12 protein-coding genes are annotated in these 11,994 nt (G+C 70.9%); all 12 read right to left on the reverse strand.

Annotation, left to right across the window (positions count from 1 at the left end; genetic code table 11):
• Nucleotides 1-53: 53 nt before the first annotated feature.
• The 12 genes from rpoZ to efp all read right to left on the reverse strand — a co-directional run bounded on the left by rpoZ (nt 54) and on the right by efp (nt 11,933).
• On the reverse strand, nt 54-314 hold the full coding sequence (gene rpoZ, locus ACR9Y5_RS10830) for a DNA-directed RNA polymerase subunit omega (protein ID WP_018191197.1): 261 nt from the start codon (nt 312-314) through the stop codon (nt 54-56).
• A gap of 107 nt (nt 315-421) precedes the next feature.
• A complete protein-coding gene (gene gmk / locus ACR9Y5_RS10835; protein WP_481297962.1) occupies nt 422-1,345 on the reverse strand; it encodes a guanylate kinase in 924 nt (307 codons plus the stop codon).
• The gene (pyrF, locus tag ACR9Y5_RS10840) at nt 1,338-2,207 is read right to left on the reverse strand and encodes an orotidine-5'-phosphate decarboxylase (protein ID WP_481297963.1); all 870 of its coding nucleotides are present in this window, start codon (nt 2,205-2,207) and stop codon (nt 1,338-1,340) included. Before pyrF ends, gmk begins: the two co-directional genes overlap by 8 nt.
• Nucleotides 2,204-5,506 carry a carbamoyl-phosphate synthase large subunit gene (gene carB, locus ACR9Y5_RS10845; RefSeq protein WP_481297964.1) on the reverse strand — a complete coding sequence of 1,101 codons (3,303 nt, stop codon included), beginning with the start codon at nt 5,504-5,506 and terminating at the stop codon, nt 2,204-2,206. Before carB ends, pyrF begins: the two co-directional genes overlap by 4 nt.
• Nucleotides 5,506-6,720 carry a glutamine-hydrolyzing carbamoyl-phosphate synthase small subunit gene (gene carA / locus ACR9Y5_RS10850; protein WP_481297965.1) on the reverse strand — a complete coding sequence of 405 codons (1,215 nt, stop codon included), beginning with the start codon at nt 6,718-6,720 and terminating at the stop codon, nt 5,506-5,508. Before carA ends, carB begins: the two co-directional genes overlap by 1 nt.
• Nucleotides 6,680-7,222 carry a PH-like domain-containing protein gene (locus ACR9Y5_RS10855; protein WP_481297966.1) on the reverse strand — a complete coding sequence of 181 codons (543 nt, stop codon included), beginning with the start codon at nt 7,220-7,222 and terminating at the stop codon, nt 6,680-6,682. The genes carA and ACR9Y5_RS10855 overlap by 41 nt, the downstream gene beginning before the upstream one ends.
• A complete protein-coding gene (locus tag ACR9Y5_RS10860; RefSeq protein ID WP_481299558.1) occupies nt 7,215-8,531 on the reverse strand; it encodes a dihydroorotase in 1,317 nt (438 codons plus the stop codon). Before ACR9Y5_RS10860 ends, ACR9Y5_RS10855 begins: the two co-directional genes overlap by 8 nt.
• 2 nt (nt 8,532-8,533) lie before the next feature.
• A complete protein-coding gene (locus tag ACR9Y5_RS10865) occupies nt 8,534-9,505 on the reverse strand; it encodes an aspartate carbamoyltransferase catalytic subunit (RefSeq protein ID WP_481297967.1) in 972 nt (323 codons plus the stop codon).
• Nucleotides 9,502-10,059 carry a bifunctional pyr operon transcriptional regulator/uracil phosphoribosyltransferase PyrR gene (gene pyrR, locus ACR9Y5_RS10870; protein ID WP_481297968.1) on the reverse strand — a complete coding sequence of 186 codons (558 nt, stop codon included), beginning with the start codon at nt 10,057-10,059 and terminating at the stop codon, nt 9,502-9,504. The genes ACR9Y5_RS10865 and pyrR overlap by 4 nt, the downstream gene beginning before the upstream one ends.
• Before the next feature lie 159 nt (nt 10,060-10,218).
• Nucleotides 10,219-10,947: a DsbA family protein gene (locus ACR9Y5_RS10875; protein WP_481299559.1), complete on the reverse strand. Its 729-nt coding sequence runs from the start codon at nt 10,945-10,947 to the stop codon at nt 10,219-10,221.
• A 5-nt stretch (nt 10,948-10,952) separates the two neighbouring features.
• Nucleotides 10,953-11,369 carry a transcription antitermination factor NusB gene (gene nusB, locus ACR9Y5_RS10880; RefSeq protein WP_310129583.1) on the reverse strand — a complete coding sequence of 139 codons (417 nt, stop codon included), beginning with the start codon at nt 11,367-11,369 and terminating at the stop codon, nt 10,953-10,955.
• Nucleotides 11,370-11,933, reverse strand: coding sequence for an elongation factor P (gene efp, locus ACR9Y5_RS10885; protein WP_310129585.1), 564 nt, complete (start codon nt 11,931-11,933; stop codon nt 11,370-11,372).
• Nucleotides 11,934-11,994 lie beyond the last annotated feature (61 nt).

Raw genomic sequence — 11,994 nt, forward strand, 5'->3', positions numbered from 1 at the left:
GCTGCCCGGCTGCGGTCGTCTGCGGCTCTACTGCTGCGTGCGGCGGATGCTGACTACTCGGCGGCGATCGGCTTCAGGACGAGCTTGTCCTCGTTGATCTCGTGCAGGGCGACCGAGAGCGGCTTGTCGTCGACGGAGGAGTCGACCAGCGGGCCCACGTTGTCGAACAGGCTGCCCTCGTGCAGGTCGGCGTAGTAGTCGTTGATCTGACGGGCCCGCTTGGACGCGAAGATCACGAGGGCGTACTTCGACTCGACACGCGACAGGAGGTCGTCGATGGGCGGGTCGATGATGCCGTTGTTGCTGGTTGCCATGCGGAGTGCTCCTTGTTCTGGCGATCGGGCGCAGTAGCCCGATCGACGGCCGCGTCAGGCGACCGGGGACGGTGGGCGCGTCGTCGGCACGACGTCGCAATGACGGCTCACGGACGCGACGGCGCCGCGCGGACCTTCATCAAGTCTACGACCTCGCGGGCCGCCTCTGCGACGTCGTGGTTGACCACCTTGTAGTCGAACTCGTCCTGGGCGGCCAGCTCGACCTTGGCGGTCTCCAGCCGGCGCTGCTGCTCCGCGGTGTCCTCGGTGCCGCGGCCGATCAGCCGCCGCACCAGCTCCTCCCACGTCGGCGGGAGCAGGAAGATCAGCCGTGCCTCCGGCATGGAGGCGCGCACCTGGCGGGCGCCCTGCAGGTCGATCTCGAGCAGGACGCTCCGCCCTGCGGCCAGCGCCGTCTCGATCGGCGCGCGCGGCGTGCCGTAGCGGAAGGCGTTGTGCACGGTCGCGTGCTCGAGCAGCTCGCCCTCGACGATCATCCGGTCGAACTCGGCGTCGTCGACGAAGTAGTAGTTGACGCCGTCCACCTCGCCGGGGCGCGGTCGGCGGGTCGTCGCGGATACGGAGAGCAGCACGTCCGGGTAGTGCTCGCGGATGTACGACGAGACCGTCCCCTTGCCGACCGCGGTCGGGCCGGCGAGCACGACCAGGCGGTTGCGCTGGCGGCCGGCGCGGTTCTCCCGCTCGATCAGGAACTGGCGGAGCCGCAGCCGCTGGTGCCGCCCGAGGCCGCCCAGGCGTTTGGCGGGCGAGATGGCCAGCCGGTCGAGCGCCTCCTGCATCTTGGTGGTGCCGATCGCCGGCACGCTGAGCAGGAACTCCGTGACCCGCAGGCGGCCCTCGACCCCGTCCGGGTCGGCGGTCGCGCGGTCGAGCACCGTGAGCGGCGACAGCTCGCGGGAGGCGATGGACGCCTTCACGGCGGCGCGGGCACGGCGCGCGGCGACGGCGGCCTGCGACGCGGCCTGGCGGTCGACCTCGGGCGGTGCGGGGCGGCTCGAGGTCTCAGCCATGGCTGGCGCGCACCTCCTCGGCGCGGCGCCCGATCGCGTCCGCGAGCGCAGAAGGACCCGCGGAGAGCAGCCCACGGGACTCGCTGACGATCACGCCGGACGCGAGGGAGCCGAACAGTCGCGACACGTCCTCCACACGGGCGCCCTGGTGGCCGAAGCCCGGCGCGAGCACAGGCAGCGCGGGGGTGCGCTCCCCCGCCGTCGCCACATCGATCCCGTAGTCGGCGAGCTCGACGGTCGCGCCGAGCACCAGCCCGGCCGATCCGTACGCGGCACGCGCGTCCTGCTCCTGATTGAACGAATGCACGTCTTCGATGATCGCACGAGCGACGGACAGGCCCGTCCGCGGCCCGCTCTGAACGATCGCCTGCTGCACGGCCACGGCTTCGGGATTCGAGGTCGCGGCGAGCACGAACAGGCCCTTGCCTGCGGCCGCGCCGAGCGCCATAGCGTCCGCCAGCGAGCCGACGCCCTGGTAGGCGGCGACCGTCATCGCGTCGGACTCCAGCGGTGAGCCGGGCGTCAGCCAGGCCTCGGCGTACGCCGTGACGCTGGTGCCGATGTCGCCGCGCTTGACGTCCGCGATCACCAGCAGCCCGGCCTCACGGGCGGCGGCGAGCACCTCTTCCAGGGCCGCGTAGCCCGCCGCCCCGAAGCGCTCGAAGAACGCGACCTGCGGCTTGACGATGCCCGCCCGGCCAGCGGCGGCCTCGACCACCGTCAGGCCGAACGAGCGGAGGCCGTCGGCCGATGCCGGCAGCCCCCACTCCTCGAGCAGGTGCGCGTGCGGGTCGATGCCGACGCACAGCCGCCCGCGCTCGGCGAAGGCGCGCGCGAGCCGGTCGCCGAACGCCGGCGTCATACGCGGGCGGCCCTCTCCTGCGCGTACACCTGCAGCGACTTCACGTCGAAGCCCTCGCGGATGGCGTCCAGCGACGCCACGGCCGCGCTCAACTCCGCGATCGTCGTGAACAGCGGCTTGTCCGCGGCGACGGCTGCCGCGCGGATCTCGTAGCCGTCGGCACGCGCCGACCGTCCGCTCGGGGTGTTGATCACCACATCCACCTCGGCGCGGTTGATCATGTCGACGATCGAGTCGCCGCCGCTCTCCTGCGCCTCGCTGTGCTTGCGCACGACGCGCGCCGCGATGCCGTTGCGGTTGAGCACCTCGGCGGTGCCCTCGGTCGCCACGATCTCGAAGCCGAGCTGGTGCAGGCGGAGGACCGGGAGGACGACGGCACGCTTGTCGCGGTCGGAGACCGAGACGAACGCGGTGCCGCCCAGCGGCATGCCGCCGTAGGCCGCCGACTGGCTCTTCGCGAACGCGGTCGGGAAGTCCTTGTCGATGCCCATCACCTCGCCGGTGGAGCGCATCTCCGGGCCGAGCACCGAGTCGACGACCGTGCCCTCCTTGGTGCGGAACCGCTTGAACGGCAGCACGGCCTCCTTCACGGCGACCGGCGAGTCCATCGGGATGCGCGAGCCGTCCTGCTCGGGCAGCAGCCCCTCGGCGATCAGGCCCTCGACCGTCTCGCCGACCATGATCCGCGACGCGGCCTTGGCGAGCGGGATGCCGAGCGCCTTCGACACGAACGGCACGGTCCGGGAGGCGCGCGGGTTGGCCTCCAGCACGTAGAGCACGCCCGCGCCGATCGCGAACTGCACGTTGAGGAGGCCGCGCACGCCGATCCCCTCGGCGATCTTCAGGGTCGCCTCGCGCACCCGGTCGATCTCGCGGCGGCCGAGCGTGATCGGCGGCAGGGTGCACGACGAGTCGCCGGAGTGGACGCCGGCCTCCTCGATGTGCTCCATGACGCCGCCGATGTAGAGCCGCTCGCCGTCGTAGAGCGCGTCGACGTCGATCTCGATGGCGTCGTCGAGGAAGCGGTCCACCAGCAGCGGATGCGACGGGCCGACGATGCCCTGCCCGGCGACCCGCTCGAAGTAGTCGGCGAGGGAGGCGCTGTCGTAGACGATCTCCATGCCGCGCCCGCCGAGCACGAAGCTCGGGCGCACCAGCACCGGGTAGCCGATCTGCTCTGCGACGTGGGCGGCGCTCGGGAAGTCGACGGCGGTCCCGTTGCGCGGCGCGACGAGACCCGCCTCATCCAGGATGCCGGAGAACAGCCCGCGTTCCTCGGCGAGGTCGATCGCCTCCGGCGTCGTGCCGAGGATGGGCACCCCGGCCGCCTCCAGGCCCTTCGCGAGCCCGAGCGCGGTCTGGCCGCCCAGCTGGACGACCACGCCGACCAGCTCGCCGGACTGCGACTCGGCGTGGATGACCTCGAGCACGTCCTCCAGCGTCAGCGGCTCGAAGTAGAGCCGGTCGCTGGTGTCGTAGTCGGTGGACACCGTCTCCGGGTTGCAGTTGATCATGATCGTCTCGAACCCGGCGTCGTGCAGGGCGAACGACGCGTGCACGCACGAGTAGTCGAACTCCACGCCCTGACCGATGCGGTTCGGGCCCGAGCCCAGGATGACGACCTTGCGCTTGTCGCTCGGCTCCACCTCGGTCTCCAGGTCGTAGCTGGAGTAGTGGTACGGCGTGAGCGCCGGGAACTCACCCGCGCAGGTGTCGACCGTCTTGTAGACCGGACGGACGCCGAGGATGTGGCGCACCTCCCGCACGTCGGCCTCGCCGAAGCCGCGCAGCTCGCCGATCTGGGCGTCGGAGAAGCCGTGGTCCTTCGCGAACCGCAGCGTCTCGGTGTCGAGTGTCGGCGCATCCCGGATCTGGTCGGCCACCTCGTTGATCAGCGCGATCTGGTCGATGAACCACGGGTCGATCTTGGTCGCCTCGAACACCTGCTCGGGCGTCGCACCCAGGCGGAGCGCCTGCTGCACGTCGACGATGCGGCCATCGGTGGGGGTCGCGATCGACGCGAGCAGCTCATCCACCGTGCGCCCGGACCCGTCGGCACTGGGCGGGCCCCAGTGGAACGACGAGCCGCGCTTCTCGAGCGAGCGGAGCGCTTTCTGCAGCGCCGAGCTGAAGCTGCGGCCGATCGCCATCGCCTCGCCGACCGACTTCATGGTGGTGGTCAGCGTCGGGTCGGCGGCCGGGAACTTCTCGAACGCGAAGCGCGGCACCTTGACCACGATGTAGTCGAGCGTCGGCTCGAAGCTCGCCGGCGTCACCTTCGTGATGTCGTTCGGGATCTCGTCCAGCCGGTAGCCGATGGCCAGCTTCGCCGCGATCTTCGCGATCGGGAAGCCGGTCGCCTTCGAGGCGAGGGCCGAGGAGCGAGAGACGCGCGGGTTCATCTCGATGACGATGATCCGGCCGTTCTCCGGGTTCACCGCGAACTGGATGTTGCAGCCGCCGGTGTCGACGCCGACGGCGCGGATGATGTCGATGCCGATGTCGCGGAGCTTCTGGTACTCGCGGTCGGTCAGCGTCAGCGCAGGCGCGACGGTGATCGAGTCGCCGGTGTGCACGCCGACCGGGTCGACGTTCTCGATCGAGCAGACGACCACCGTGTTGTCGGCGGTGTCGCGCATCAGCTCGAGCTCGTACTCCTTCCAGCCCAGGATGGACTCCTCCAGCAGCACCTCGCTGGTGGGGCTCTGGTGGATGCCGTCCCCGGCGATCCGGCGCAGCTCCTCCGGCGTGTACGCGAAGCCGGAGCCCAGGCCACCCATCGTGAACGACGGACGGACGACGAGCGGGTAGCCCAGGTCCTCCGCGAACTCGAGCGCCTCCTCGACGGTGTGCGCGATGTGCGAGCGCGCGACCTCGGCGCCCGCCTCCACGACGAGCTCCTTGAAGATCTGGCGGTCCTCGCCCTTCTGGATGGCCTCGAACTTCGCGCCGATGAGCTCGACGTCGTACTTCTCGAGGATGCCGTGCTCGTGCAGCTGCATGGCCGCGTTGAGCGCGGTCTGGCCGCCCAGGGTCGGCAGGATGGCGTCGGGGCGCTCCTTGGCGATGATCGTCTCGATGACCTGCCAGGTGATCGGCTCGACGTAGGTGGCGTCGGCGAAGTCGGGGTCGGTCATGATCGTCGCCGGGTTGGAGTTGACGAGGATGACGCGCACACCCTCCGCCTTCAGCACCCGGCAGGCCTGCGTGCCCGAGTAGTCGAACTCGACCGCCTGGCCGATGACGATGGGTCCGGAGCCGATGACGAGGACGGACTGGATGTCGTCGCGTTTGGGCATCAGACGTTCTCCTGGCTGTTCGAGGTGGACGGATCGGCGGCGCCGTGCTGCGCGCGGATCATGTCGAGGAAGCGGTCGAAGAGGTAGTTGGCGTCGTGCGGACCGGCCGCCGCCTCCGGGTGGTACTGCACGCTGAAGGCGTTCAGGTCGAGGCAGTTGAGCCCCTCGACGACCTGGTCGTTGAGCGAGAAGTGGCTGACCTCTACGCGGCCGAAGCCGGCCGGGGAGTCGAAGGAGGCGTCGATCGGCGCCCTGACGGCGAAGCCGTGGTTCTGCGCGGTGATCTCCACCCGGCCGGTGCGCTTGTCGAGCACCGGCTGGTTGATCCCGCGGTGGCCGAACGGCAGCTTGTAGGTGTCGAGCCCGAGCGCGCGGCCGAGCAGCTGGTTGCCGAAGCAGATGCCGAAGTACGGGAGACCTGCACGCAGCGTCTCCTGCAGCAGGGCGACGTGCTTGCCGGAGGCCTGCGGGTCGCCGGGTCCGTTCGAGAAGAACAGCGCGTCGACGCCGAGCCCGAGCACATCCTGAGCGCTGACCTGCTGCGGGAGCACGTGCACGTCGAGCCCGCGCGCCGCCAGGTTCTCGAGGGTGGACTTCTTCACGCCCAGGTCGAGCACCGCGACGGAGCCGACCTTCTCGCCGACCGCGGGAACCGTGTACGGCTCGATGGTGGAGACCTCGGCGGACAGGTTGCGGCCCTTCATCGGCGCGCCGGCGAGCACCAGGTCGAGCTGCTCGCCGTCGCTCAGCCCGAAGTCCTCACCCGAGAAGATGCCCGACCGCATGGCGCCCGCCGAGCGGATGTGGCGGGTCACCGCACGGGTGTCGATCCCGCTGATGCCGACGACGCCCTGCGCGACGAGGTCGTCGTCGAGGCTGCGCTGGGCGCGGAAGTTCGACACGACACGGCTGGGCTCGCGGACGACGTAGCCCGCCACCCAGATCTGCCGGGACTCCATGTCCTCGTCGTTCGTGCCGGTGTTGCCGATGTGCGGCGCCGTCTGCAGCACGATCTGGCCGGCGTAGGACGGGTCCGTCAGCGTCTCCTGGTAGCCGGTCATGCCGGTGGCGAAGACCGCCTCGCCGAGGGTGCGCCCTCGCGCGCCGTAGGCCCGGCCGACGTAACGGGTTCCGTCTTCGAGGACGAGCACCGCGGGTTCCGTTGCGAGCACGTCACACCTCCTTGTCGTTCGGACGGGACGGGCCCGCCGCATCCGGGGCATCCGCCCGCGGGACGATTGCTTCGACGGCCGCGATCAGTTGCGCGCGGCCGGCCGGGTCGACGACCCGGAAGTAGCTGTCGGCGGCGGTGCCGCCGCTGGTGGTCCAGCCGACCCGGACGAGGCCGTCGCGCTCGACCGCCCGGTCGATCGCGACGCTCGCGGCGCCGACTCCCGTGAGGACGGACGCCGGGACGAAGACGGCCGGTTCGCCGGTGACGGCGAGGGACACGCCCTCCGGCCGGACGGCGACCGTCGCCTTGCCGCGGAACGACAGCCCCGGCAGGGCGAGCCGCTCGAGGTGCTCGCCGCCGCGCGTGGTGGCGACGTACAGCGCCTCCACCTCGGCGACAGGAGCGCTCAGGGTCCCCGGCATCGAATACCCGCCGCCCGCCGAGGAGTCGCGGCGCACGCGCCGGCGCCAGCCGAGTGCGGCGAGTGCGATGACGATGACGACGACCGCCAGGATGCCGATGGTGGGGAGCAGTTTATCCACGGGCGCCCACCTCCTCGGCGTCGCGCACGGCGCCGTCGAGCACCGTCGCGCGGCCCTCGTGGAGGGTCGCGACGACCCGGCCGGGCAGCGTGAGCCCGAGGTACGGCGAGTTCACGCCCTTGCCTGCGAGGTCGGAGGTCGAGAACGTGCGCGAGGCCGTCGGGTCGTAGAGGAACAGGTTCGCCGGGGCGCCCTCCGCAAGCGCACCGCCGTGGCCGTCCAGGCGGCCGATCCGGGCCGGGGTGGCGGAGAGGACGCGGGCGATGTCGGCCCAGCCGAGCATCCCGTTGTCGACCACGCTGGCCTGCACGACCGACAGCGCCGACTCCAGCCCGACCATGCCGAACGCGGCGGCGTCCCACTCGCAGTCCTTCGACTCGATGGGATGCGGCGCGTGGTCGGTCGCGACGATGTCGATCGTTCCGTCGGCGAGGCCGGCGCGCAGCGCCTCCACGTCCTCGAGGCTCCGCAGCGGCGGGTTGACCTTGTAGCGGGCGTCGTATCCGGTCGCCAGCTCCTCCGTGAGCGCGAGGTGGTGCGGGGTGACCTCGGCGGTCACGTCGATGCCGCGGGCCTTCGCCCAGCGGATGACGTCGACGCTGCCCGCGGTGGAGACGTGGCACACGTGGAGGCGCGAGCCGACATGCTCGGCGAGGAGCACATCCCGCGCGATGATCGACTCCTCGGCGACCGCCGGCCAGCCCGCCAGTCCCAGCTCGCCGGACAGGGCGCCCTCGTTCATCTGCGCGCCCTCGGTGAGCCGCGGCTCCTGGGCGTGCTGCGCGATGACGCCGCCGAACGCCTTGACGTACTCCAGCGCACGGCGCATCAGCAGCGGGTCGGAGACGCAGTTGCCGTCGTCGCTGAACACCCGGACACGGGCGCGGGACTGCGCCATCGCGCCCAGCTCCGCGAGCCGCTCGCCCGCCAGCCCGACTGTGACGGCGCCGATCGGCCGGACGGTCGCGTAGCCTGCGGCCTCGCCGAGGCTCAGCACCTGCTCGACCACACCGGCCGTGTCCGCCACCGGCGATGTGTTCGCCATGGCGAACACCGCGGTGAATCCGCCGGCCGCAGCGGCGCGCGTGCCGGTCAGGACCGTCTCGCTCTGCTCGTAGCCGGGCTCACGCAGATGCGTGTGGAGGTCGACCAGGCCCGGCAGCGCGAGCAGCCCGTCCGCGTCGATGGCCGTCGCGCCCGCGGCGCTCACCCCGGTACCGGTCGCGGCGATAACGCCGCCCTCGACCAGCAGGTCGGTCCGCGAACCGTCCGCCAGCGTCGCGCCCCGGATCAGGAACTTCTCGTCCACACTCACCTCACACCGCCTGGCCGTACCTGCTCGGAACCGGCACCCGACAGCAGCAGGTACAGCGCTGCCATCCGCACGGAGACGCCGTTCGCGACCTGCTCCCGGACCGTCGAGCGCGGGGAGTCCGCGGCCGCGGCCGAAATCTCCAGCCCGCGGTTCATCGGTCCCGGGTGCATCACAATGCTATCGGGCTTCAACCGGGCCAACCGCTCCTCGTCCAGGCCCCACCGCCGCGTGTATTCGCGGGTGGTCGGGAAGAACGCGGCGTTCATCCGCTCGGCCTGGATGCGCAGCATCATCACGACGTCGGGACCCGCGGCGATCGCCGCGTCCAGGTCGTAGCCCACCGCCGCCGGCCAGCCGGAGACGTCCACCGGCAGCAGTGTGGGAGGCGCGACGAGCGTGACGTGCGCGCCGAGAGTGCGCAGCAGCCAGACGTTGGACCGCGCCACCCGCGAGTGCAGGATGTCGCCGACGATCGCCACGCTCACCCCGTCGAGGTCGCGGCCGCGGGAGGCCGTCCCGTGGATGCGGCGGCGCATCGTGAACGCGTCCAGCAGCGCCTGGGTCGGGTGCTCGTGCGTCCCATCGCCGGCGTTGAGGATGCCCGCGTCGATCCAGCCGCTCGCCGCGAGCGTCTGCGGAGCGCCCGACGAGCCGTGGCGGATCACCACCGCATCCGCCCCCATCGCCTGCAGCGTCTGGGCCGTGTCCTTCAGGCTCTCGCCCTTGGAGACGCTGGAGCCCTTCGCGGAGAAGTTGATGACGTCGGCGGAGAGCCGCTTCGCCGCCGCCTCGAACGAGATGCGGGTGCGCGTCGAGTCCTCGAAGAAGAGGTTCACGACGGTCTTGCCCCGGAGCGTCGGCAGCTTCTTGACCTCGCGATCCTGCACGTCCGCCATGTCCTCGGCGACGTCGAGCAGCTGGATGGCGTCCTCACGCGGGAGGTCGCGGGTCGAGAGCAGGTGCCTCATGCGTCCGCCCCCGGCTCCTCGATCGTGACGGCCTCGGTGCCGTCGACCTCGGCGAGCCGCACGTAGATGCGCTCGGACGCCGCCGACGGGAGGTTCTTGCCCACGAAGTCGGCGCGGATCGGCAGCTCGCGGTGGCCGCGGTCCACCAGGACCGCGAGACGTACGGCCCGCGGCCGGCCGATATCGCTGACCGCGTCGAGCGCGGCCCGGATCGTGCGGCCCGAGAACAGCACGTCGTCGACCAGCACGACCGTCTTGCCGTCGATCGGTCCCGGGAGCGAGGTGGGCTGCGGGGTGCGCGTGGGATGCCGTGACAGGTCGTCGCGGTACATCGTCACGTCGAGTGCGCCCACGATGTCGGCCGGCGAGCCGACCGCGGAGGGCTCGATGCGCTGGATGGTGTCGGCGATCCGCCGCGCGAGCACCACGCCGCGGGTCGGGATCCCCAGGATCACCAGATCGTCGGTTCCCCGGTTGGACTCCAGGATCTCGTGGGAGATCCGAGTCAACGCCCGGGCGATGTCAGCCTGCTGCAGCACGGTACGCGCCGTCATGCCGACCTCCTTCCCCGCCTCACAGGACGGCTGTTAAAGGATGCCTAACGCCTCCCACCCTAGCAGGCCTCCCGCCCGCTCCCCGGCAGACGCCGACGAGGGGTCGCAACACGCCGTTATCGGCTGGCCATAACGGCGTGTTGCGACCCCTCGTTGCGCTCAGTGGGAGGCGAGGAAGCGTGAGAAGGCCTTGGCGTCGTCCACGCCGCCGGGGTACTGCTTGCCGTTCACGAGAACGGTGGGCGTCCCCGTGATCGTGTCGAGGACCTTCTTGCCGTCGACCTCGATCGGGCCCTTCTGCGAGTTGGCCGTGTTGCCCTGCGCCCACGCCTGGTAGGGGCCGCTGTCCGACAGGCAGCCGGAGATGTCGCTCGCGCCCGCCTTCGAGGCGCGCGACGCCAGCTCCTTGTCCGTCAGGCCGCTGGAGTTCTCCTCCGGCTGGTCGGTGAACAGCGCCTGGTAGAACGGCAGGATAGCCGTGCGATCGGACACTGCGACGCACGTCAGCGCCGCGGCCGCCCGGGTGGAGTAGCCGGTTCCGTTCGACGCCGAGTCCAGGAACGTCAGCGGGTGCAGCCGGAGCGTGATCGACCCGTCGTCGACGGCCTTCGCCAGCGTGGCACCGTTGGCCTTCTCGAACGCGCCGCACACCGGGCACATCGCATCGAACCAGATGTCGACCTTCTTCTGGCCGTCGCCGACCGTGATGAAGCCGCCGTCGAAGTCGACGGCGCCGTCCGTGCCCTTCGGAGGCGCGTCCGTCGCGACGGGCACGTTCGAGGCGCCGCCGAGCAGCGAGCACCCCGCTGCGGCGAACACCACGCCGAGAGCCAGCGCGGCCGCCGCGGCGATCCGGCGCATCCGGCCGGTCACGCGCGCACCGCGCATGCCTGTCACGCAGTCCTCGTCTGCGCGATCTTGGCCAGGAGCCCGTTCACGAAGCCCGCGGAGTCGTCGGTCGACAGCACGGTCGCCGCCTCCACGGCTTCCGAGATGGCGACGCCGTCGGGCACCTCGTCGTTGAACAGCACCTCCCAGACGCCGATGCGCAGGATGGCGCGGTCGACGGCGGGCATGCGGGCGAGCGTCCACCCCTGGGCGTACGTCTCGATCTGCTCGTCGATCTCGTCCTGGTGCTCGATCACACCGTCCAGGATGTCGCGGGCGTACAGCCACGACGCCTCGCGCGCCGGCTGGGTCGCCGCACGCTCGGCCTCGGTCGCGAGCGCCTGGCGCAGCGGGATCCCGCGCAGGTCGGCGCTGTAGAGCACGTCGAGCGCGCGCTTGCGTGCCTTGGTCCGCGCGCTCATCTAGTCGTTGACGCGGCCGAGGTAGTCGCCCGTGCGGGTGTCGACCTTGACCTTCGTGCCGGTCTCGAGGAACAGCGGGACCTGGATCTGGTAGCCGGTCTCCACGGTCGCCGGCTTGGTGCCGCCGGTGGAGCGGTCGCCCTGGAGGCCGGGCTCCGTGTAGGTGATCTCGAGCACGACGGAGGCCGGGAGCTCCACGTAGAGCGGCAGACCCTCGTGCAGCGCAACGGTGACGTTCTGGTTCTCGAGCATGAAGTTGGCGGAGTCGCCGACGATCGGGCCCGGGATGGTGATCTGGTCGTAGTCCGACGTGTCCATGAAGACGAAGTCGGCGCCGTCCTGGTACAGGTACTGGTAGTCGCGGCGGTCGACGTTGGTGATGTCGATCTTCGCGCCCGCGTTGTAGGTGCGGTCGACGGTCTTGCCGGTGGTGACGTTCTTCAGCTTGGTGCGGACGAACGCGCCGCCCTTGCCCGGCTTCACGTGCTGGAACTCGATCACGGTCCAGAGCTGGCCGTCGATCGAGAGGACGACGCCGTTCTTGATGTCAGCGGTTGAAGCCAAGGGGATGTTCCGTTCGTTCGATGAGAAGATGCGGGTGGACGCCGCACGCGCCCGTCTCGGG

The sequence above is a fragment of the Leifsonia sp. KNZ13-11D genome (assembly GCF_056754895.1).